Source organism: Pseudomonas kribbensis, from assembly GCF_003352185.1.
Classification (GTDB): domain Bacteria; phylum Pseudomonadota; class Gammaproteobacteria; order Pseudomonadales; family Pseudomonadaceae; genus Aquipseudomonas; species Aquipseudomonas kribbensis.
This window is the reverse complement of the sequence record NZ_CP029608.1, coordinates 403,617-424,161: the sequence shown is the minus strand read 5'-3', so window position 1 is coordinate 424,161 and position 20,545 is coordinate 403,617. Positions and strand designations below refer to the sequence as shown.

Sequence of the window (20,545 nt, the reverse complement as noted above, 5' to 3'; positions counted from 1 at the left end):
TGGCAGCGATTAGCAGTAGTGTCCGGCATGGCCGTTACAGCTTGACGGCGGTGTCGGGGGGCCGGTGACGCAGGCCACAGGCAAACAGCCCCGGGCACTTAGCTCGGTCGATAAACGCGCACATTGGCATGCCCCTCACTGAGCAAATGGTGAGCATGCAGGCGACTCATCACGCCTTTGTCGCAATACAGCAGGTACTGGCGAGTAGGGTCCAGTTCCTTGAAACGTGCGTTCACTGCATAGAACGGCATCGTCTGTACTTCTATGCCCTCGAGTTCCAGCGGCTCATCCTCGGCGGCATCCGGGTGACGGATGTCGATGACGATCTGGCCGGCCAGTGCCTCGCTGACTTCTTCGATTTGCAAATCCTGGCCCAATTCGTCGATCACCCGATCGATCGGCACCAGTCTGGCGTTTGCGAGCGCACGCTCGAGCACCGCCATGTCGAATTCCTGCTCTTCGTGCTCGACCCGGCCACGCTTGGCGGCGGTCTTCGGATTGACCGAAATGACCCCGCAGTACTCCGGCATGTGCCGGGCGAAATCGGCGGTGCCGATCTCGTTGGCCGTGTCGATGATGTCCTGCTTGTGGGCGACGATCAGCGGGCGCAGGACCAGTTTGTCGGTCACGCAGTCGATCACCGACAGGTTCGGCAGCGTCTGGCTCGACACCTGGGAGATCGCCTCGCCGGTGACCAGCGCATCAATGTGCAGGCGCTCGGCGATGGCCGAGGAGGCGCGCAACATCATACGCTTCAATACGACGCCCATATGACTGTTATCGACCTTGCCGAGAATTTCGCCCAGGACTTCTTCAAATGGAACACTGACAAATAGCACGCGTTGCGAGCTGCCGTACTTCTTCCAGATGAAATGCGCGACTTCCATCACGCCCAATTCGTGGGCACGACCGCCCAGATTGAAGAAGCAGAAGTGCGCCATCAGGCCGCGACGCATGATCTGGTAGGCCGCAACCGTCGAGTCAAAGCCGCCGGACATCAATACCAGCGTCTGCTCCAGCGCACCGAGCGGGTAGCCGCCGATGCCATTGTGCTGGCTGTGGATGACAAACAACCGTTTGTCGCGAACTTCGATGCGGACTTCGATTTCCGGCGCTTTCAGATCGATACCGGCAGCACCACACTCACGGCGCAGCTTGCTGCCGACGTATTTTTCGACGTCCATCGAGCTGAATGCATGCTTGCCCGCACGTTTGCAGCGCACCGAGAAAATCTTCCCGGCCAGTGCATCGCCGTAGTGCTGCTTGCACTTCTCGGTGATGTCGTCGAAGTCGCCCAGCGGGTACTCGTCGATCTGCAGAAAGTGCGCGATGCCCGGCATGCAGGTCAGGCGCTCGCCCATCTCTTTCAGGGCCTTGGGATCGGTCACGCGGGTTTCCAGCTCGAGATTGTCCCACACACCGTTCACCACCACGGCCGGGTCCAGGTCGCGGAGCACGGTGCGGATGTTCTTGGCCAACTGGCGGATGAATTTCGTCCGGACAGGTCGGCTTTTGATGGTGATCTCGGGGAAGACTTTTACGATTAGTTTCATGAAAACAGCGCGCGCTGGGCCAGCCGAAAAAGGGGGGCGCGGATTATAGCGGAAATTGCTCAAGGTTTAACCAGTTAATGTGCAGAAGGTTTTGCATGCACCAAAACGGGTCATTTTCGACTTATGGCGCTACATTAAAGGGCGAGATTTTCAGCCTTTATGCGTTTCGCACCTTAATAAGCGTGAATTTGGGGCAAAAAACCCATGCTGGGGCACTGGCATGCAATTTGCTCCCTTGTGAGGCAGGTTGCCTTGGCAGAGTATTCGCGCCGGCATCACCAACATTTAAGGGCATCCACTACCAGCCCTAAGCCACCCGGAGGACACTATGTCGAAGTCGGTTCAACTCATCAAAGATCATGACGTCAAGTGGATTGATCTGCGCTTCACGGACACCAAAGGCACTCAGCACCACGTGACCATGCCGGCTCGCGATGCGCTGGAAGACGACTTCTTCGAAGTTGGCAAGATGTTCGACGGTTCCTCCATCGCTGGCTGGAAAGGCATCGAAGCCTCCGACATGATCCTGCTGCCGGACGACGAAACCGCCGTTCTGGACCCGTTCACCGAAGAGCCGACCCTGATCCTGGTCTGCGACATCATCGAACCTTCGACCATGCAAGGTTACGATCGCGACCCGCGCGCCATCGCCCACCGCGCCGAGGAATACCTGAAGACCACCGGTATCGGCGACACCGTATTCGCCGGTCCAGAGCCTGAGTTCTTCATCTTCGACGAAGTGAAGTTCAAGTCCGACATCTCCGGTTCGATGTTCAAGATCTACTCCGAGCAAGGCTCGTGGATGTCCGACCAGGACGTGGAAGGCGGCAACAAGGGCCACCGTCCAGGCGTAAAAGGCGGCTACTTCCCGGTTCCGCCGTTCGACCACGACCACGAAATCCGTACCGCCATGTGCAACGCACTGGAAGAAATGGGTCAGACCGTTGAAGTTCACCACCACGAAGTGGCAACTGCCGGTCAAAACGAAATTGGTGTCAAGTTCAACACCCTGGTGAAGAAAGCTGACGAAGTTCAGACTCTGAAATACGTTGTACACAACGTGGCCGATGCCTATGGCCGCACCGCGACCTTCATGCCGAAGCCTCTGTACGGCGATAACGGTTCGGGTATGCACGTTCACATGTCCATCGCCAAAGATGGCAAGAACACCTTCGCTGGTGAAGGTTATGCCGGCCTGTCCGAAACCGCCCTGTACTTCATCGGCGGTATCATCAAGCACGGTAAGGCCCTGAACGGCTTCACCAACCCGGCCACCAACTCCTACAAGCGTCTGGTGCCAGGCTTCGAAGCTCCGGTGATGCTGGCCTACTCGGCTCGCAACCGTTCCGCCTCGATCCGTATTCCTTACGTCAACAGCCCACGCGGCCGTCGTATCGAAGCACGTTTCCCGGATCCGGCTGCCAACCCGTACCTGGCTTTCGCAGCACTGCTGATGGCTGGTCTGGACGGTATCCAGAACAAGATCCACCCAGGCGATGCGGCTGACAAAAACCTGTACGACCTGCCGCCTGAAGAGGCGAAAGAGATCCCGCAAGTTTGCGGCAGCCTGAAAGAAGCGCTGGAAGAGCTGGACAAGGGCCGCGCGTTCCTGACCAAGGGCGGCGTGTTCTCCGACGACTTCATCGATGCCTACATCGCGCTGAAATCCGAAGAAGAAATCAAGGTCCGCACCTTCGTACACCCACTGGAATATGAGCTGTACTACAGCTGCTGATCCGGTAGCGCTGCGCTACGCGGCGTGACAAAAGAGAGGCCTCCTTCGGGAGGCCTTTTTTATTGGCCGGATGTTTACCGTCCGAGCCATCCCCGCCTGACTGGCCTATGCTGCAACCCATCGTTTTCGTTTCCGGTCGATTTCATGGGTCGTACCTTTCTCTACATCCTGCTGCTGATCGCCCTGCCCGCCGCTGCGCAGATCTACAAGTACACCGACGCCAACGGCAACACGGTGTACAGCGATCATTCGCCGGACGGCGTTAAGGCGCAGCCGGTGGAGTTGCCGCCGCTCAACAGCGTCCAGCCTCAGGCACCGAGCGCGCCACCCTCAGACACGGCCAGTCGGGCGCCGGCACGAAATGCCTATGAAGTGCTGGAACTGACCGGCCTGCCCACCGAAGAAGCCCTGCGCGCCAACAACGGCACGTTCACCGTCAACGTGCTGATCAAGCCGCGCCTGCAACCGCCGCACCAATTGCGCCTGCTGCTGGACGACGCGCCTTATGGTCAGCCGAGCAACGTGCCGATCCTGCAACTGGTGAACGTCGACCGGGGCGAGCATCGGCTGGCGGTTCAGGTGATCGATGGCGAAGCGGTCATTCAACAGAGTCCGTCAGTGGTGTTCACCGTACAGCGGGTGCACAAGCCATGACTCGCGGATTGATTGCCTTGTGTCTGGCTCTGTTTGCGCTTGGCGCATCCGCCGAGGTCTTTACGTATGTCGATTCGCAGGGCAATCGGGTCTACACCGACCAGCCACGCGGCAACGCCAAGCGTGTACCGCTGGCCACCAGCAATCGCATGGCCTCGAACCCGACCGGGGCGGCGCCCATCACCACGGCGAAAAAATCACCGGAGCAACCGCTGTTCCGCTACGACATGCTGCGAGTGCTGGTTCCCGAGCCGGACGCGACCATTCGCAGCAGCGCCGGCGAATTGATCGTCAGCATCACCAGCGAACCCGGACTGCAAAAAGGTCATCGCTATCGCCTGTTGCTGGACGGCCAGCCCACCGGCGAACCCGGATTGAGCCCGGTGTTCCCGCTGAGCAATATTGATCGCGGCAGCCATAACCTGTCGGTGGAGATCCTTGATGCGCAGGACCGCATCGTCGAACGCACGGCCAATCAGCCGTTCCATATGCAGCGCATTTCGCTGGCGCAGAAACGCCAAGTCAAACCCTGCACTACCGACGACTACGGTGTGCGCCCGGAATGCCCGCTGAAAGACAAACCTGTCGAACCGAAAAACCCCTTCCTGCGTTTCTTCTAACGCCGTTCAGCTTTGCGCACTATATTGGTGCAACAGTCTGCACCGCACTCACAATCCAACCCATTTTGGTTCGAAAGTACCCGCCAGGGCCGGCTGATCGCCACGCAAACGAGCGTCAAACGCCCGTTTCAGGGGATGAACGCTTCTTTTCGGAGCCTTGGTTTGGTTTTTGCATTTTCCTCGCACCGGCGCTTCGTTTCTCGCGCACGCCTTGCTCCAAAAGAGGTCCTGATGACCATAAGCGACGCACTCCACCGATTGCTGCTCGACAACCTGACCACCGCCACCATCCTGCTCGACGCCGAATTGCGCCTTGAGTACATGAACCCGGCGGCGGAGATGCTGCTGGCCATCAGCGGTCAGCGCAGCCATGGCCAGTTCATCAGCGAGCTGTTCACCGAATCCACCGAGGCGCTCAATTCGTTGCGCCAGGCGGTGGAACAGGCGCACCCGTTCACCAAGCGCGAAGCGATGCTCACCGCCCTCACCGGCCAGACCCTGACCGTGGACTACGCGGTGACACCGATCCTGAGCAGCGGCGCGACCCTGTTGTTGCTGGAGGTTCACCCACGCGATCGCTTGCTGCGGATCACCAAGGAAGAGGCGCAACTGTCCAAGCAGGAAACCAGCAAGATGCTGGTGCGCGGCCTCGCCCACGAGATCAAGAATCCGCTGGGCGGCATCCGTGGCGCCGCGCAATTGCTGGCCCGGGAACTGCCGGAAGACAGCCTGCGCGACTACACCAACGTGATCATCGAAGAGGCCGACCGCCTGCGCAATCTGGTCGACCGCATGCTGGGCTCGAACAAACTGCCGTCATTGGCCCTGTGCAACGTCCACGAAGTGCTGGAGCGCGTCTGCCAGCTGGTCGAGGCCGAAAGCCAGGGTTGCATCACCCTGGTGCGCGATTACGACCCGAGCATTCCGGACGTGCTGATCGACCGCGAGCAAATGATTCAGGCCGTGCTGAACATCGTGCGCAACGCAATGCAGGCCATCAGCAGTCAGAACGAGTTGCGCCTGGGCCGCATCAGCCTGCGCACCCGCGCCATGCGCCAGTTCACCATCGGCCATATCCGCCATCGTCTGGTGACCAAGATCGAGATCATCGACAACGGCCCGGGGATTCCGGCGGAACTCCAGGAAACCATTTTCTTTCCCATGGTCAGCGGACGTCCGGACGGTACCGGACTCGGCCTGGCCATCACCCAGAACATCATCAGCCAGCATCAGGGCCTGATCGAGTGTGACAGCCATCCAGGCCACACCACCTTCTCGATCTTTCTGCCACTGGAACAAGGAGCCACATCGACATGAGCCGTAGTGAAACCGTGTGGATCGTCGATGACGACCGTTCTATCCGCTGGGTCCTGGAAAAAGCCCTGCAACAGGAAGGCATGACCACCCAGAGCTTCGACAGTGCCGATGGCGTGATGAGCCGCCTGGCCCGCCAGCAGCCGGACGTGATCATCTCCGACATCCGCATGCCGGGTGCCAGCGGTCTGGATCTTCTGGCGCGGATTCGCGAGCAGCACCCACGACTGCCGGTCATCATCATGACCGCACACTCCGATCTGGACAGCGCTGTCGCCTCCTATCAGGGCGGCGCGTTCGAATACCTGCCCAAGCCGTTCGACGTCGACGAAGCGGTGTCGCTGGTCAAGCGCGCCAACCAGCACGCCCAGGAGCAGCAAGGCCTGGAAGTGGTGCCGGCCCTGACCCGCACCCCGGAAATCATCGGCGAAGCGCCGGCGATGCAGGAAGTGTTTCGCGCCATCGGGCGCCTGAGCCACTCCAACATCACGGTGTTGATCAACGGCGAATCCGGTACCGGTAAAGAACTGGTGGCTCACGCCCTGCACCGCCACAGCCCACGGGCGGCCTCGCCGTTCATTGCGCTGAACATGGCGGCGATCCCGAAGGACCTGATGGAATCCGAGCTGTTCGGCCACGAGAAAGGCGCGTTCACCGGCGCAGCCAACCTGCGACGCGGGCGTTTCGAACAGGCCGATGGCGGCACGCTGTTCCTCGATGAAATCGGCGACATGCCGGCAGATACCCAGACCCGACTGCTGCGGGTGCTGGCCGACGGCGAGTTCTATCGCGTTGGCGGGCACGTGCCGGTCAAGGTCGATGTGCGGATCATCGCGGCGACTCACCAGAATCTGGAAACCCTGGTTCACGCCGGGAAATTCCGTGAGGATTTGTTCCACCGCCTCAACGTGATCCGCATCCACATCCCGCGCCTGTCGGACCGTCGCGAAGACATCCCGACCCTCGCCAAGCACTTCCTCAGCCGCGCCGCGCAAGAACTGGCGGTGGAGCCGAAGTTGCTGAAAAGCGAGACCGAGGAATACCTGAAGAACCTGCCATGGCCGGGCAACGTCCGGCAGCTGGAAAACACCTGCCGCTGGATCACGGTGATGGCGTCCGGGCGTGAAGTGCACATCGGCGACCTGCCGCCGGAACTGCTGAGCCTGCCGCAGGATTCTGCACCGGTGACCAACTGGGAACAGGCACTGCGCCAGTGGGCCGACCAGGCCTTGGCACGTGGCCAGTCGAGCCTGCTCGACAGCGCGGTGCCGGCGTTCGAGCGGATCATGATCGAGACGGCGTTGAAGCACACAGCCGGGCGTCGTCGTGACGCTGCGGTGCTGCTGGGCTGGGGCCGCAACACCTTGACCCGCAAGATCAAGGAGCTCGGCATGAAGGTCGATGGCGGGGATGACGACGAGGGTGATGAAGGCTGAGATTCAGTGCCGGCCTGCACCGCCGCAAGGCACCGTGACCCGTAATCGGGCACGGTTGCTGACTCAACCTTGTATCGCAACACGCTGAAAAAACCATCTAGCGAAAAGACGAAGGCCCCGTATTACGGGGCCTTCGTCATTATGTCGGGCTTTTTTGTTTCAAAACGATAAAAACTGGCACGCCCCCTGCAACAACCCTTTCAGGTGATTCGATTCACCCACCCTTTCGGGGGCCTTGGTACAGGCAGGCCGGGGATTCCCCTCTTTACACCGGACTCGACGAGTCCACCCTTTTGGGGCCCTTGATACAGGCAGGTCAGGGGTTCCTTCTTTACACCGGCTCAGCACGCCGTGCGATGAGCCCGCCCGTTTCGGGAACCTTGGTACAGGCAGGCCGGGGATTCCCTCTTTTATTGCTCCCGGAGACGGATCTCCAGCCGCCAGCGGTCATCGACCGCCTGGCCGGCCCACTCCCCTTGCAGCGGCCGCGCCGCCAGCACCGTCAGCAGCAACCCACCGTCACTCAACCGAGTCCGCCAGTTCACGTCCTTGCCGTTGAGCTTCAGCTGGCCCTTTTGTGCCTTGCCCTCGGCCTGAAACAACAGGGCGAGCGTGCCATCGACGATTTCGCCATGCAGCTTCGGCTCATTGTTGAACCAGACCGCCAGACCGCCATCGATCACCTCGACCTGCTGCAGGACGCTCGGGTCAGGCGTGGTCAAACGGCCGATCATCATCCCGACCATCAGGCCGAAAATCGCCAGCGAAGCCATGACTCGCGGGAATAGTTTCGAACGCGGGTCGGCTGGCGGCGTAGAATGCGCGTCATCTTTACCTTCGGAGCCGTGCATGTTTCACGTCATCCTTTTTCAACCGGAAATTCCACCGAACACCGGTAACGTTATCAGGCTGTGCGCCAACAGCGGCTGCCACCTGCATTTGATCGAACCGCTAGGCTTCGAAATGGACGACAAGCGCCTGCGTCGTGCCGGCCTCGACTACCACGAGTACGCCACGCTGCAACGCCACGCCGACCTCGCCAGCTGCCTGGAAAGCCTTGGGCATCCAAGGCTGTTCGCCTTCACCACCAAAGGTTCGCGACCGTTTCACGATGCCGCGTTCGTCCCGGGCGATGCCTTCATCTTCGGCCCGGAAAGCCGTGGCCTGCCGCCGGAAGTGCTGGACGCGCTGCCCGCCGAACAGCGCCTGCGCCTGCCGATGCGCGAGGGCTGCCGCAGCCTGAACCTGTCCAACACCGTGGCAGTGGCCGTGTACGAAGCGTGGCGGCAGAACGGCTTCAAGTAACGATCACCGCCCATGAAAAAAGCGCCTGTAACGGCGCTTTTTTCGTTGTTGCATCGACCGCTTACTGAACGGTCGGAGTCTCGCCGGCTTCCTGCATGCGCTGCAGCTCTTGCGCGTACAGGGCGTCGAAGTTCACCGGGGCCAGCATCAGGGCCGGGAACGAACCGCGGGTCACCAGGCTGTCCAGGGTTTCGCGAGCGTACGGGAACAGGATGTTCGGGCAGAACGCACCCAGAGTGTGGCTCATCGAAGCCGCGTCCAGGTTCTTGATCAGGAAGATACCGGCCTGTTGCACTTCAGCGATGAAGGCGACTTCTTCACCGTTTTTCACGGTCACGGACAGGGTCAGCACGACTTCGTAGAAATCGCCTTCCAGCGCTTTCTGACGGGTGTTCAGATCCAGACCGACGGTCGGGTCCCACTGCTGGCGAAAGATCGCCGGGCTTTTCGGCGCTTCGAAGGACAGGTCGCGAACGTAGATGCGCTGCAAGGAGAATTGCGGTGCGGTTTCTTCTTCGCTGGCTGCAGTGTTCTGTTGGTCAGTCATCTCAGATCCTTTCTGATCTTGGGTCTTTTGGGTTCTTGGTGAGGTGCAGCAGTTCAGGCCTTGAGCAGCGCGTCGAGCTTGCCGGCGCGCTCCAGGGCGTACAAATCGTCACATCCGCCGACGTGGGTGTCGCCGATCCAGATCTGCGGCACGGACGTGCGTCCTGCCTTCTGGGCCATGGCGGCGCGCACTTGCGGCTTGCCATCGACCTTGATCTCTTCGAAGGCCACGCCTTTGTTCGCGAGCAGGTACTTGGCGCGCGAGCAGTAAGGGCAGTAATCGCTGGAGTAGACGATGACTTCGCTCATATCACTTCACCAGCGGCAGGTTGTCGCCTTTCCAGCTGGAGATCCCGCCGGACAGCTTGGCGGCGGTGAAGCCGGATTTCATCAGCTCGCGGGCGTGGGTGCCGGCAGTCTGGCCCAGGGCGTCGACCAGAATGATGGTCTTGGCCTTGTGCTTTTCCAGCTCGCCGATGCGGGCGGCCAGTTTGTCCTGGGGAATGTTCACCGCGCCAACGATGTGACCGGCGGCGTATTCCTTGCTCGGACGGATGTCCACCACCACACCGGCTTCCTTGTTGACCAGTGCGGTCAGCTCGCCCGTGCTCAGGCTTTTACCGCCGCCCTGCACCGTATGCGCCAGCAGCAAAGCCAGCAGTACGACGAAGATACCGACAAGAATGTAGTGGTTAGTGGCAAATTCAATCAGGTGAGCAACCATCGAAGGAGGTTCCAGGGCGTTAAAATGTCGGCCAGTATACACAGCCACTATGGTCGGCCAAACCCCGTCCGGCGGTGACGCCGCAGGAACTTCGCTTTAAACTCCAACTCCCTTTTCCATCGCCCTCTTCTTTATTAGCCACGAGTGGATTCCATGACTACCACGCCTAAACCTTTGGTCCTGATGATTCTCGACGGCTTCGGTCACAGCGACAGCCCCGAATCCAACGCCGTCTTCGCGGCCAAAAAGCCTGTGCTGGATCGCCTGTGGGCCACCGTGCCGAACGGCCTGATCTCGGGCAGCGGCATGGACGTCGGCCTGCCGGACGGCCAGATGGGCAACTCCGAAGTCGGTCACATGAACCTCGGCGCCGGCCGCGTGGTGTATCAGGACTTCACGCGCGTGACCAAGGCGATCCGCGACGGTGAGTTCTTCGAGAACCCGACCATCTGCGCCGCTGTGGATAAAGCCGTGGCCGCCGGCAAGGCCGTGCATTTCATGGGCCTGTTGTCGGACGGCGGCGTTCACAGCCACCAGGACCATCTGATCGCCATGGCCGAACTGGCCTTCAAGCGTGGCGCCGAAAAAATCTACTTGCACGCCTTCCTCGATGGCCGTGACACGCCGCCGAAAAGCGCCGCGTCGTCGATCGAACTGCTCGACGCAACTTTCCAGGCCCTCGGCAAGGGCCGCATCGCCAGCCTCATCGGCCGCTACTACGCCATGGACCGCGACAACCGTTGGGATCGCGTGTCTCAGGCCTACAACCTGATCGTTGATGGCAAGGGCGAATTCAACGCCGCCACTGCCCAGGAAGGCCTGGAAGCCGCTTATGCCCGTGGCGAAAGCGACGAGTTCGTCAAGGCCACCAGCATTGGCGAACCGGTGAAGGTCGAAGACGGCGACGCCGTGGTGTTCATGAACTTCCGCGCCGACCGTGCCCGCGAACTGAGCCGTGTGTTTGTCGAAGACGGCTTCAAGGAATTCGAGCGTGCACGCCAGCCAAAAGTGCAGTACGTCGGCCTGACCCAGTACGCCGCCAGCATCCCGGCCCCCGCAGCCTTCGCGCCGGGCAGCCTGGAAAACGTGCTCGGCGACTACCTGGCGAAAAACGGCAAGACCCAGCTGCGCATCGCCGAAACCGAAAAATACGCCCACGTGACCTTCTTCTTCTCCGGCGGCCGCGAAGAGCCGTTCCCGGGCGAAGAACGCATCCTGATCCCGTCGCCGAAAGTCGCCACCTACGACCTGCAGCCGGAAATGAGTGCGCCTGAAGTCACCGACCGCATCGTCGAGGCCATCGAGAATCAGCGCTACGACGTGATCGTGGTCAACTACGCCAACGGCGACATGGTCGGCCACAGCGGCGTGTTCGAGGCAGCGGTGAAAGCCGTGGAATGCCTGGACACCTGCGTAGGCCGCATCGTCGAAGCCCTGGAAAAGGTTGGCGGCGAAGCCCTGATCACCGCCGACCACGGTAACGTCGAGCAAATGGCTGACGAAGCCACCGGCCAGGCGCACACCGCGCACACTACCGAGCCGGTGCCGTTCATCTATGTCGGCAAACGCGACCTCAAGGTCCGTGAAGGCGGCGTACTGGCGGACGTGGCGCCGACGATGCTCAAGCTGCTGGGTCTGGAAAAACCGGCGGAAATGACTGGCACTTCGATTCTGGTCTGATATTAAAAACGCCCTGTAATCAGCCTGAAACGGCTTTTTATGACGAACGCCTCAAAGCAGTTGGCTTTGAGGCGTTTTTTTTGCCGCGTGGGGCGGGCATACTAGGCCGTCCCTTACCCTGGTGCCGCCCGCCCCTATGCTTCGCGTCCTGATCGCCCTCGCTCTGACATGCCTGCTCCAACCGGCCTTCGCTGACGAGCGTGCGCAAACCCAACAGCAGTTGGACGCCACGCGTCAGGACATCGCCGAGCTGAAAAAGCTGCTGGGCAAGCTCCAGGAAGAAAAATCCGGGGTGCAAAAGGAGCTCAAGGGCACCGAAACCGAGATGGGCAAGCTCGAAAAGCAGGTCGATGCCCTGCAAAAAGAGCTGAAAAAGAGCGAATCCGAGCTGCAGCGGCTCGATGCGGAGAAAAAAAAACTCCAGAGCGCGCGCACTGAACAGCAGCGACTGATCGCCATCCAGGCCCGCGCGGCCTATCAGAACGGCCGGCAGGAATACCTCAAGCTGCTGCTCAACCAGCAGAATCCCGAGAAATTCGCCCGCACCCTCACCTATTACGACTACCTGAGCCAGGCCCGCCTGGAGCAGCTGAAGAATTTCAACGAGACCCTGCGCCAGCTGGCCAATGTCGAAAAGGACATTTCCTCGCAGCAAGCCCAGTTGCTGGTGCAGAAAAGCGACCTCGACACCCAGCGTGACGCCCTCGACAAGGTTCGCAAGGAGCGCCAGCAAGTACTGGCCAAGCTCAATGACGACGTGAAAGCCCGCGACCAGAAACTGGCCGCCCGCGAGCAGGATCAGGCAGACCTGTCTAAAGTCCTTAAAACCATTGAAGAAACCCTGGCCCGCCAGGCCCGTGAGGCAGAAGAAGCGCGGCAGAAAGCGCTGATCGCCCAGCAGGAAGCCGAAAAAAAGCGTTTACGTGAGGCCCAGGCCCGCGCCGATGCGGACTCGGACACCAGCGACGCCCCACGCCCAAAAGCCAGACCAACCCCTGGCGCGCTGGTTTCCAGCAGCGGCGAGACGTTTGGCGGCCCTTTTGCTGCCACTCGGGGAAAACTTCCATGGCCGGTTGATGGTCGACTGCTGGCACGCTTCGGTGAAACCCGTGGCGACGATGCCCGCACCAAGTGGGACGGCGTGATGATCAGCGCCGCCGCCGGCAGCCAGGTGCATGCCGTACACGGCGGGCGCGTGGTGTTTGCCGACTGGTTGCGCGGTGCCGGGCTGCTGGTGATCCTCGATCACGGCAACGGTTTTCTGAGCCTTTACGGTCATAACCAGACGCTGCTGAAGTCGGCTGGTGACGTGGTAAAAGCCGGTGAGTCCATCTCCACTGTCGGTAACAGTGGCGGGCAGGACACACCAGCGCTGTATTTCGCAATTCGTCAGCAGGGTCACCCGAGTGATCCGGCGCAATGGTGTCACGCGCAAGGATAAGCGCGTCGCCTAATTCAGGAGTTCGTTCGACATGCTGCATTTGTCCCGCCTTACCTCGCTGGCCCTGACGATCGCCCTGGTGATCGGCGCGCCTCTGGCGTTCGCCGCTCAACCGGCCCCGGCTGTCGCTCCGGCAGGCACCGCCGCGACTTCCAAGGCCCCGCTGCCGCTGGAAGAGCTGCGCACCTTTGCCGAGGTCATGGACCGGATCAAGGCCGCCTATGTCGAGCCGGTGGACGACAAGACCCTGCTTGAAAACGCCATCAAAGGCATGCTGAGCAACCTCGACCCGCACTCGGCCTACCTCGGCCCGGAAGATTTCACCGAGCTGCAGGAAAGTACCAGCGGTGAGTTCGGCGGCCTGGGCATCGAAGTCGGCTCGGAAGACGGTTTCATCAAGGTCGTGTCGCCAATCGACGATACGCCAGCATCCAAGGCCGGTATCCAGGCCGGTGACTTCATCGTCAAGATCAACGGCGCACCGACCCGTGGCCAGACCATGACCGAAGCCGTGGACAAGATGCGCGGCAAGATCGGCCAGAAAATCACCCTGACCCTGGTCCGCGATGGTGGCACGCCGTTCGACGTGACCCTGGCCCGCGCAGTGATCCAGGTGAAGAGCGTCAAGGCGCAACTGCTCGAGTCGGGTTATGGCCTGATCCGCATCACCCAGTTCCAGGTCAAGACCGGCGAAGAAGTCTCCAAGGCCCTGGCCAAGCTGCGCAAGGACAACGGCAAGAAACTAAACGGCATCATCCTCGACCTGCGCAACAACCCGGGCGGTGTGCTGCAGGCAGCGGTGGAAGTGGTCGACCACTTCATCACCAAAGGCCTGATCGTCTACACCAAGGGCCGGATCGCCAACTCCGAGCTGCGCTTCTCCGCCACCGGCAAGGACGAAAGCGAAGCGGTGCCAATGGTTGTGCTGATCAACGGTGGCAGTGCCTCGGCCTCAGAAATCGTCGCCGGCGCCCTGCAAGACCAGAAACGCGCCGTGGTCATGGGCACCACCAGTTTCGGCAAGGGCTCGGTGCAGACCGTGCTGCCGCTGAACAACGACCGTGCGCTGAAGATCACCACCGCGCTGTACTTCACGCCGAATGGCCGCTCGATCCAGGCCCAGGGCATCGTCCCGGACATCGAAGTGCGCAAGGCCAAGATCACCAACGAGGCGGACGGCGACTACTTCAAGGAAGCCGACCTGCAGGGTCACCTGGGCAACGGCAACGGCGGCGCGGACAAACCGACCGGCTCCGGCGGCAAGCCGAAAGCCATGCCGCAGGATGACGATTACCAGCTGGCCCAGGCCCTGAGCCTGCTCAAAGGCCTGAGCATCACGTCCGGCCGTTGAGGATGTCTTTGCGTTTCGTCTTTGTCCTGCTGTGCTGTCTGGCGGGTGCTGTTCACGCAGAACCTGCCAGACCGACACCGCAAAAAGCCTACCTGACACTGATCATCGACGACCTGGGGCAGAACCTGCCTCGGGATCGTCGCGTGCTGGCCCTGCCCGGGCCCGTGACCACGGCAATCATGCCCGACACCCCGCACGCCACCGAATTCGCCCGCGAAGCCCATCGCGCCGGCAAGATCGTGATCCTGCACATGCCGATGGACCCGGCCACCGGCCCGTTCGCCTGGCACCCTGAACTGCCCATCGAAGAGCTTGAGAGGCGTCTCGACGCCGCGTTCAAAATGGTCCCGTACACCGCCGGCATCAACAACCACATGGGCAGTCGCATGACCGCACAACCGGTGGCGATGGCATGGCTGATGGGTGAGTTGCAGCGCCGTCACAAGTTCTTCGTCGACAGCCGCACCAGCGCCCAGACCGTCGCCGCGCAACAGGCGCAGAAAATCGATCTGGCGAGCGTTTCGCGGGACGTGTTTCTCGATGACGAGCGCACCGAAGCGGCAATCTACACCCAGTTGCAGACAGCAATCAGTCTGGCGCGCAAACAGGGTTCGGCGGTGATGATTGGCCATCCTTATCCACAGACGCTGGCGGTGCTGGAGCGGGAGTTGCCGAAGCTGAAGGTTCAAGGCATCGAGTGGATCGACATCAGGCAGATGATCAGTGTGCGCAGCAATCGCGCCACGGCGGCCCATGGCAAAGACGGTGTCTATCGGTAACAAGCTGTCACGAAGCAATAGATAGATACCGCAGCCAGCCCCCTCCACACCCGGATATTGAGACCCGTCGCGGCGACTTCAGGCCGCTTTATTCGGGATCAATCATGAACACCCAAACCTCTCTCAACTCATCTGTTCGGCAGATGGAACCCATTGCGGTTGAAAACCTGCTGATCAATTTCACCACCGAGTTTCACCGGATCTGGGACAACACCGGCTCGAACTCAAAACCCGGCAGCTTCTGGCGCCCGACACCGGCTCCCGACCTGCTGCCCGGCTATTTTCCGCTGGGTGATCTCGTCGTCTCCGGCCGGGACAATATCAACGACAAAACGGTGATGGCAGTCGTGCGCGAGGGGGATCCGCAAAATGCCGGAACCGGCAAGGGGCCGGCACTGAGCAGGCCTGATGATTACCAATGGGTATGGAGTGATTCAGGTTCGCGCGCCAACGGTGACTGCTCCGTCTGGCGACCCATCCCGCCCGAAGGTTATGTCGCACTCGGAATGGTCTGTTCCAACGAAAGCAGCAAGCCTTCCTTCAATGCCGTTCGCTGCGTACGGGCCGATCTGGTTGTCGCCTCAAGCGCCAACGCCCTGGTCTGGAGCGACAAGGGCAGCGGAGCCGACCGGGACTTCAGCACCTGGAGTATCAAGCCTCCGACCGCACCCGCCGGGGAGATATTCTTTGCCCCTGGCACCTTCATCGGCGTCAGGGGCTACAGCAAACCCGAAGCCCCCATGACGGCCTATGCCTTGCGGATGCCGATTCCGCTTCAGGTCGACACACCACCGCCCGCCCCGGTACTCACCGGACTTGATGCCGCCGCCGCACTCCCCCCCTCCAAAGTCACGCAAGTCGTCCGGCTACCGTGGTTCGCAGTCAGCGATCCGGTGATGACCAGTCTTGTACAGCTGCGTCATTCACCGTTCTATCGCATGGAAAGAACCGACCGCTACTTGCTCGTCGGCCAGGGCAAGAACAGCACAGATGTGCACCAGGCATTCAGGTGGAGGGCCGGCCGAGCCCAGTCATTCGAGATGATGCGTGCCTTCACCCGCAACACCGGTATCGATATCGGCAACCAGTGGCCGTCGCCAATGAATACGACTCAACCGGTCATCGTCTGCTCGGCCAGACTGGGCGACAGTTTCTGCAACACGGAATCGGCCCCTTATGAGTGGGCAAACGCCTCGGAGGCAGAGGTGATCGCGCTGGTTGCGCAAAAAAGGTTTGCCGCCGTGTATCTGGTGCAGAGCGACTACCGACTGCTGCGCGAAGATGGCTCACCCGTGGAAGGTCATCTCAGTTATACCGACATGGATAGCCTGCATCTGGTTGACTACCCGTCCGAGCCGGAACCCGCGCAGGAGCCGAAGACCGAGCCAGAACAACGGCTGCCGATTGAACCGATGAATGAACCTGCAAAGCAGCCGACAGTGGAACCTCTGGTCGACTCGCAGCCGCCGGCCGAGTCAGCGGTGCTTACAGATACCGCCCCATGATCTCGTCGACCACGCCGTCCTTGCGCATTTGATCCAGCGCAGCCTGCAACCTGGCAACGGTTGCATCCGGCACGTCCTTGTTCAGCGCCAGATACAGTTCGGCGCTGTTGAAGCGCAGCACGGTTTTCAGCCCGGTCACGCCATCCTGCCGCGCCAGATAACGCCCGGCAGGATCGCCGGTGGCCCACAGATCGATCTGGCCGCTGACAAGCTTTTTCGCGTTGTCCTGATCGCGTAATACCACCACCGGCTTCAGGCCCTGCTTGGCCAGGGTCTCGGCGATCGCATCGCCCTTGTAGGCGCCGATCTTGTATTTGCGTGCGTCATTGAGGCTTTCGAGGGTGATCTTGCTGTCGGCCTTGGCCAGCATGACCCAGTCATCCGGGCCGATCGGGCCGACCCATTTGAACAGCGTCTCACGATCCGGCAGACGCGCCATGACGAACGCACCGTATCCGGGGTTCTCCAGCGCCAGCTTGTAGACCCGCTCCCAGGGGAAGCGCAGGGTCAGGCTGTAGGTGATGCCGGCACGTTTGAACATCTCGCGCACGATGTCCGTGGCAATGCCATTGATGTTTTCGTCCTGGGCGAAATTCTTGCCGTTCTTCGCCATGTTGTACGGCGGGAAGTTTTCGGTGAGGAGCACCAGATCGGTGTCGGGATTTTCTGCGGCGTGGCCAGTGTTGATCAACAACACGGAGGCACTGGCGAGGGCGAGAAGCAGGCGTTTGATCATGTCGGGCTACCGAAATCCATGGCGTGCCCAAGAGTGCCTCGGGTACGCCATGCTGTCCACTGGCCTGTATGGTTTAACGCATTACGATCCCGCGTTTAGCCATGTAGGCCTTGGCTTCCTGAACGGTGTATTCGCCGAAGTGGAAAATACTCGCCGCCAGCACTGCACTGGCATGACCTTCAAGGATGCCGTCAGCCAGGTGCTGCAGGTTGCCGACGCCGCCGGACGCGATCACCGGAATGCCCAGCGCATCACTGATGGCGCGGGTCACGCCGAGGTCGAAACCGTTTTTCATACCGTCCTGATCCATGCTGGTCAGGAGGATTTCACCGGCACCCAGGCCTTCCATTTTCTTTGCCCACTCGACCGCATCGAGACCGGTCGGCTTGCGGCCGCCGTGGGTGAAGATTTCCCAGCGCGGGGTTTCGCCCGGGCCCGAAACCTTCTTCGCATCGATGGCGACGACGATGCATTGCGAACCGAAATGCTGCGCCGCTTCGCCGACGAATTCCGGGTTGAACACGGCAGCGGTGTTGATCGACACCTTGTCCGCACCGGCATTGAGCAGGTTGCGGATGTCCTGCACGGTACGCACGCCACCGCCGACGGTCAGCGGGATGAACACCTGGCTGGCCATGCGCTCGACGGTATGCAGCGTGGTGTCGCGGCCATCGACGCTGGCGGTGATGTCGAGAAAGGTAATCTCGTCGGCACCCTGCTCGTCGTAGCGACGGGCGATTTCCACCGGGTCGCCGGCGTCACGGATGTTCTCGAACTTCACACCTTTGACGACCCGGCCGTTGTCCACGTCCAGGCAAGGGATGATGCGTTTGGCCAGCGCCATGGTCAGTCCTCAGCCTTGGTACGAGTCGCAGAAAGCTTGCGCTTCGGCGACATCGAGGGTGCCTTCGTAGATCGCCCGGCCAGTGATTGCGCCGATGATGCCCGGTGCCTTGGCGTCGAGCAGCGACTTGATGTCACCCAGGTTGTGAATGCCACCGGATGCGATCACCGGGATCCTGGTGGCCGCAGCCAGCGCAGCGGTGAACGGTACGTTGCAGCCCTGCATCATGCCGTCTTTGGCGATGTCGGTATAAACGATTGAGGACACGCCGTCGGCTTCGAACTGCTTGGCTAGGTCGATGACCTGTACCTGGCTGATTTCAGCCCAGCCGTCGGTGGCGACAAAACCGTCTTTGGCGTCGAGGCCGACGATGATTTTGCCTGGGAATGCGCGGCAGGCTTCTGCAACGAACGCCGGCTCTTTAACAGCCTTGGTACCGATGATCACGTAGCTCACGCCAGCCTTGACGTAGTGTTCGATGGTTTCCAGCGAACGGATGCCGCCGCCGATCTGGATCGGCAGGGTCGGGTAGCGCTTGGCGATCGCGGTCACCACTTCGCCGTTGACCGGCTGGCCTTCGAAAGCGCCGTTCAGGTCGACCAGATGCAGACGACGGCAACCGCCCTCCACCCACTTGGCAGCCATGCTCACCGGGTCATCGGAGAACACTGTGGAATCTTCCATGCGGCCCTGGCGCAGACGTACGCAGGCACCGTCTTTGAGATCGATAGCGGGAATAATCAGCATCTGGCAAACCTTCAAATTTGAATGTTCAGCTTGGCTCGGAAATCAGTTTTTCTCGAGCGCCCACAGGTCGCTTTCGATGCTTTCAAACCGCTCCTTGAGGTGGGTCTGCACATCGAAAATCGCCCTGTTGTAATAGTGCGGAGCAATTTCGCGGGTAAACAGCTCAAGAATTTCCGCCGCCTCGAACGAACCCAGGTCCAGTTCGAAACGATCCTCCATGAACCGCTGGATCTTGCGGTTGGCGTCGCTTTCCTGCTCGGGCGTGAGGGTCAGGATCGGCGGTTTCTTCTTGGCGGCCATCTACCAGCGACCGTCCCACGCCGCGAAGTTCTGCAGCAATTGCAGGCCATGGGTATGGCTTTTCTCCGGGTGGAACTGCACGGCAAAACGCGAACCTTCGGCCAGCGCCGCGGCGAAATCGACCCCGTAATGACCGCTGCCGACCACCTGCCGCGGGTTACCGGCGGCGATGTAGTAGCTGTGCACGAAGTAGAAACGCGCCAGGTCCGGAATGTTGTGCCACAGCGGGTGATCCACCGACTGCTTCACTTCGTTCCAGCCCATGTGCGGAACTTTCAGGTGCTCGCCGTCTTCATGCAGGTCTTTGCCGAAGAACTTCACCGCGCCCGGGAACAGGCCGATGCAGTCGACGCCGTCGTTTTCTTCGCTGCTGTCGAGCAAGGCTTGCATGCCGACGCAGATCCCGAGGAACGGGCGGTCCTGGCTGACTTCACGCACCAGCGAGTCGAAACCGAGGCGACGGATCTCCGCCATGCAATCGCGAATCGCACCGACGCCGGGGAAAACCACGCGGTCGGCTTCGCGGATCACGTCCGCATCACTGGTGATCAGCACCTTGCCGGCGCCAACGTGCTCGAGGGCCTTGGCCACCGAGTGCAGGTTGCCCATGCCGTAATCGATGACTGCAACCGTCTGCATTACAGCACGCCCTTGGTCGAAGGCATCTGGCCGGCCATGCGCTCGTCCAGCTCGACGGCCATGCGCAGTGCGCGGCCGAAAGCCTTGAACACGGTTTCGATCTGGTGGTGGGTGTTGGTGCCGCGCAGGTTGTCGATGTGCAGGCTGACCAGCGCGTGGTTGACGAAGCCCTGGAAGAATTCCTGGAACAGGTCGACATCGAAGCCGCCAACGGTGGCGCGGGTGTACGGCACGTGCATCTGCAGGCCCGGACGGCCGGAGAAGTCGATCACTACGCGCGACAGCGCTTCATCGAGCGGCACGTAGGCGTGGCCGTAGCGACGGATGCCTTTTTTGTCGCCGATGGCTTGTGCGAAGGCCTGGCCGAGGGTGATACCGACGTCTTCCACGGTATGGTGGTCGTCGATATGCAGATCGCCCTTGCATTGGATATCCAGGTCGATCAACCCGTGACGGGCGATCTGATCCAGCATGTGCTCAAGAAAAGGAACACCGATATCGAATCGGGCCTTTCCGGTGCCATCAAGGTTGATCGAGGCTTTGATCTGGGTTTCCAGAGTGTCGCGCTCGACAGACGCCTTACGTTCGGCCATCACCAGCTCCGCAAAATCATTGGGCGAAAAAGGCAGCCATTAT

At 60.9% G+C, this 20,545-nt stretch carries 22 protein-coding genes; 11 read left to right on the top strand and 11 right to left on the bottom strand.

What is annotated here, in order from left to right; translation table 11 throughout:
* Positions 1–98 precede the first annotated feature (98 nt).
* Entirely contained in the window at positions 99–1,553 is a 1,455-nt protein-coding gene (gene thiI, locus DLD99_RS02030) for a tRNA uracil 4-sulfurtransferase ThiI (RefSeq protein ID WP_085712783.1), read from the bottom strand.
* A gap of 328 nt (positions 1,554–1,881) precedes the next feature.
* On the opposite strand from thiI, the gene glnA reads away from it, so the two are divergent.
* The 5 genes from glnA (at position 1,882) to ntrC (ending at position 7,312) form a co-directional block, all read left to right on the top strand.
* Complete coding sequence (glnA, locus tag DLD99_RS02020; protein ID WP_085712782.1) at positions 1,882–3,288, top strand: glutamate--ammonia ligase; 1,407 nt, start codon at positions 1,882–1,884, stop codon at positions 3,286–3,288.
* 144 nt (positions 3,289–3,432) lie between these two features.
* A complete protein-coding gene (locus tag DLD99_RS02015) occupies positions 3,433–3,942 on the top strand; it encodes a DUF4124 domain-containing protein (protein ID WP_114881101.1) in 510 nt (169 codons plus the stop codon).
* On the top strand, positions 3,939–4,562 hold the full coding sequence (locus tag DLD99_RS02010) for a DUF4124 domain-containing protein (RefSeq protein WP_114881100.1): 624 nt from the start codon (positions 3,939–3,941) through the stop codon (positions 4,560–4,562). Before DLD99_RS02015 ends, DLD99_RS02010 begins: the two co-directional genes overlap by 4 nt.
* Before the next feature lie 231 nt (positions 4,563–4,793).
* The gene (glnL, locus tag DLD99_RS02005; protein WP_085712779.1) at positions 4,794–5,879 is read left to right on the top strand and encodes a nitrogen regulation protein NR(II); all 1,086 of its coding nucleotides are present in this window, start codon (positions 4,794–4,796) and stop codon (positions 5,877–5,879) included.
* Positions 5,876–7,312 (top strand): nitrogen regulation protein NR(I), encoded by a 1,437-nt coding sequence (ntrC, locus tag DLD99_RS02000; protein ID WP_085712778.1) that lies wholly within the window; start codon positions 5,876–5,878, stop codon positions 7,310–7,312. The genes glnL and ntrC overlap by 4 nt, the downstream gene beginning before the upstream one ends.
* A gap of 410 nt (positions 7,313–7,722) precedes the next feature.
* On the opposite strand, the gene DLD99_RS01995 is transcribed toward ntrC, so the two are convergent.
* Complete coding sequence (locus tag DLD99_RS01995) at positions 7,723–8,163, bottom strand: hypothetical protein (protein ID WP_114881099.1); 441 nt, start codon at positions 8,161–8,163, stop codon at positions 7,723–7,725.
* On the opposite strand from DLD99_RS01995, the gene DLD99_RS01990 reads away from it, so the two are divergent.
* Positions 8,162–8,617, top strand: coding sequence for a tRNA (cytidine(34)-2'-O)-methyltransferase (locus DLD99_RS01990; protein ID WP_114881098.1), 456 nt, complete (start codon positions 8,162–8,164; stop codon positions 8,615–8,617). The two genes, DLD99_RS01995 and DLD99_RS01990, sit on opposite strands and share 2 nt — an antisense overlap.
* A 61-nt stretch (positions 8,618–8,678) precedes the next feature.
* Here DLD99_RS01990 and secB read toward each other — a convergent pair whose 3' ends face one another.
* The 3 genes from secB to DLD99_RS01975 are packed head-to-tail and all read right to left on the bottom strand — an operon-like array spanning position 8,679 to position 9,887.
* Positions 8,679–9,164 (bottom strand): protein-export chaperone SecB, encoded by a 486-nt coding sequence (gene secB, locus DLD99_RS01985; protein ID WP_085712776.1) that lies wholly within the window; start codon positions 9,162–9,164, stop codon positions 8,679–8,681.
* Between the two features lie 53 nt (positions 9,165–9,217).
* Entirely contained in the window at positions 9,218–9,472 is a 255-nt protein-coding gene (gene grxC, locus DLD99_RS01980) for a glutaredoxin 3 (protein ID WP_085712775.1), read from the bottom strand.
* A 1-nt stretch (position 9,473) separates the two neighbouring features.
* A complete protein-coding gene (locus tag DLD99_RS01975) occupies positions 9,474–9,887 on the bottom strand; it encodes a rhodanese-like domain-containing protein (RefSeq protein WP_085712774.1) in 414 nt (137 codons plus the stop codon).
* Positions 9,888–10,040: 153 nt separating this feature from the next.
* Here DLD99_RS01975 and gpmI point away from each other — a divergent pair, with 153 nt between their 5' ends.
* The 5 genes from gpmI (at position 10,041) to DLD99_RS01950 (ending at position 16,643) form a co-directional block, all read left to right on the top strand.
* Entirely contained in the window at positions 10,041–11,567 is a 1,527-nt protein-coding gene (gene gpmI / locus DLD99_RS01970) for a 2,3-bisphosphoglycerate-independent phosphoglycerate mutase (RefSeq protein ID WP_114881097.1), read from the top strand.
* A 136-nt stretch (positions 11,568–11,703) separates the two neighbouring features.
* The gene (locus DLD99_RS01965) at positions 11,704–13,008 is read left to right on the top strand and encodes a murein hydrolase activator EnvC family protein (protein WP_085712772.1); all 1,305 of its coding nucleotides are present in this window, start codon (positions 11,704–11,706) and stop codon (positions 13,006–13,008) included.
* Positions 13,009–13,039: 31 nt separating this feature from the next.
* On the top strand, positions 13,040–14,359 hold the full coding sequence (locus DLD99_RS01960) for a S41 family peptidase (protein WP_085712771.1): 1,320 nt from the start codon (positions 13,040–13,042) through the stop codon (positions 14,357–14,359).
* Positions 14,360–14,361: 2 nt separating this feature from the next.
* A complete protein-coding gene (locus DLD99_RS01955; RefSeq protein WP_114881096.1) occupies positions 14,362–15,138 on the top strand; it encodes a divergent polysaccharide deacetylase family protein in 777 nt (258 codons plus the stop codon).
* A 104-nt stretch (positions 15,139–15,242) separates the two neighbouring features.
* Positions 15,243–16,643 (top strand): Vps62-related protein, encoded by a 1,401-nt coding sequence (locus DLD99_RS01950; RefSeq protein WP_114881095.1) that lies wholly within the window; start codon positions 15,243–15,245, stop codon positions 16,641–16,643.
* Here DLD99_RS01950 and DLD99_RS01945 read toward each other — a convergent pair.
* From DLD99_RS01945 to hisB, 6 genes are all read right to left on the bottom strand, one after another.
* Positions 16,624–17,379: a substrate-binding periplasmic protein gene (locus tag DLD99_RS01945; RefSeq protein ID WP_114881094.1), complete on the bottom strand. Its 756-nt coding sequence runs from the start codon at positions 17,377–17,379 to the stop codon at positions 16,624–16,626. The two genes, DLD99_RS01950 and DLD99_RS01945, sit on opposite strands and share 20 nt — an antisense overlap.
* Positions 17,380–17,452: 73 nt before the next feature.
* Positions 17,453–18,223, bottom strand: a complete 771-nt coding sequence (hisF, locus tag DLD99_RS01940; RefSeq protein WP_007909211.1) for an imidazole glycerol phosphate synthase subunit HisF — start codon at positions 18,221–18,223, stop codon at positions 17,453–17,455.
* 9 nt (positions 18,224–18,232) lie between these two features.
* Positions 18,233–18,970, bottom strand: a complete 738-nt coding sequence (hisA, locus tag DLD99_RS01935) for a 1-(5-phosphoribosyl)-5-[(5-phosphoribosylamino)methylideneamino]imidazole-4-carboxamide isomerase (protein WP_114881093.1) — start codon at positions 18,968–18,970, stop codon at positions 18,233–18,235.
* Between the two features lie 42 nt (positions 18,971–19,012).
* On the bottom strand, positions 19,013–19,270 hold the full coding sequence (locus tag DLD99_RS01930; protein WP_085712766.1) for a DUF2164 domain-containing protein: 258 nt from the start codon (positions 19,268–19,270) through the stop codon (positions 19,013–19,015).
* Positions 19,271–19,909: an imidazole glycerol phosphate synthase subunit HisH gene (hisH, locus tag DLD99_RS01925; RefSeq protein ID WP_114881092.1), complete on the bottom strand. Its 639-nt coding sequence runs from the start codon at positions 19,907–19,909 to the stop codon at positions 19,271–19,273. It lies immediately after the preceding gene.
* The gene (gene hisB / locus DLD99_RS01920; protein ID WP_039764670.1) at positions 19,909–20,502 is read right to left on the bottom strand and encodes an imidazoleglycerol-phosphate dehydratase HisB; all 594 of its coding nucleotides are present in this window, start codon (positions 20,500–20,502) and stop codon (positions 19,909–19,911) included. The genes hisH and hisB overlap by 1 nt, the downstream gene beginning before the upstream one ends.
* Positions 20,503–20,545: the final 43 nt, after the last annotated feature.

Coding starts and splice junctions, on each gene's coding strand:
- DLD99_RS01945 (WP_114881094.1), bottom strand. CDS start 17,379: ATGATCAAACGCCTGCTTCTCGCCCTCGCCAGTGCCTCCGTGTTGTTG.
- hisA (WP_114881093.1), bottom strand. CDS start 18,970: ATGCTGATTATTCCCGCTATCGATCTCAAAGACGGTGCCTGCGTACGT.
- gpmI (WP_114881097.1), top strand. CDS start 10,041: ATGACTACCACGCCTAAACCTTTGGTCCTGATGATTCTCGACGGCTTC.
- hisB (WP_039764670.1), bottom strand. CDS start 20,502: ATGGCCGAACGTAAGGCGTCTGTCGAGCGCGACACTCTGGAAACCCAG.
- thiI (WP_085712783.1), bottom strand. CDS start 1,553: ATGAAACTAATCGTAAAAGTCTTCCCCGAGATCACCATCAAAAGCCGA.
- grxC (WP_085712775.1), bottom strand. CDS start 9,472: ATGAGCGAAGTCATCGTCTACTCCAGCGATTACTGCCCTTACTGCTCG.
- ntrC (WP_085712778.1), top strand. CDS start 5,876: ATGAGCCGTAGTGAAACCGTGTGGATCGTCGATGACGACCGTTCTATC.
- glnL (WP_085712779.1), top strand. CDS start 4,794: ATGACCATAAGCGACGCACTCCACCGATTGCTGCTCGACAACCTGACC.
- DLD99_RS01930 (WP_085712766.1), bottom strand. CDS start 19,270: ATGGCCGCCAAGAAGAAACCGCCGATCCTGACCCTCACGCCCGAGCAG.
- secB (WP_085712776.1), bottom strand. CDS start 9,164: ATGACTGACCAACAGAACACTGCAGCCAGCGAAGAAGAAACCGCACCG.
- DLD99_RS01965 (WP_085712772.1), top strand. CDS start 11,704: ATGCTTCGCGTCCTGATCGCCCTCGCTCTGACATGCCTGCTCCAACCG.
- hisF (WP_007909211.1), bottom strand. CDS start 18,223: ATGGCGCTGGCCAAACGCATCATCCCTTGCCTGGACGTGGACAACGGC.
- hisH (WP_114881092.1), bottom strand. CDS start 19,909: ATGCAGACGGTTGCAGTCATCGATTACGGCATGGGCAACCTGCACTCG.
- DLD99_RS01955 (WP_114881096.1), top strand. CDS start 14,362: ATGTCTTTGCGTTTCGTCTTTGTCCTGCTGTGCTGTCTGGCGGGTGCT.
- DLD99_RS01995 (WP_114881099.1), bottom strand. CDS start 8,163: ATGCACGGCTCCGAAGGTAAAGATGACGCGCATTCTACGCCGCCAGCC.
- glnA (WP_085712782.1), top strand. CDS start 1,882: ATGTCGAAGTCGGTTCAACTCATCAAAGATCATGACGTCAAGTGGATT.
- DLD99_RS02010 (WP_114881100.1), top strand. CDS start 3,939: ATGACTCGCGGATTGATTGCCTTGTGTCTGGCTCTGTTTGCGCTTGGC.
- DLD99_RS01960 (WP_085712771.1), top strand. CDS start 13,040: ATGCTGCATTTGTCCCGCCTTACCTCGCTGGCCCTGACGATCGCCCTG.
- DLD99_RS01990 (WP_114881098.1), top strand. CDS start 8,162: ATGTTTCACGTCATCCTTTTTCAACCGGAAATTCCACCGAACACCGGT.
- DLD99_RS01950 (WP_114881095.1), top strand. CDS start 15,243: ATGAACACCCAAACCTCTCTCAACTCATCTGTTCGGCAGATGGAACCC.
- DLD99_RS02015 (WP_114881101.1), top strand. CDS start 3,433: ATGGGTCGTACCTTTCTCTACATCCTGCTGCTGATCGCCCTGCCCGCC.
- DLD99_RS01975 (WP_085712774.1), bottom strand. CDS start 9,887: ATGGTTGCTCACCTGATTGAATTTGCCACTAACCACTACATTCTTGTC.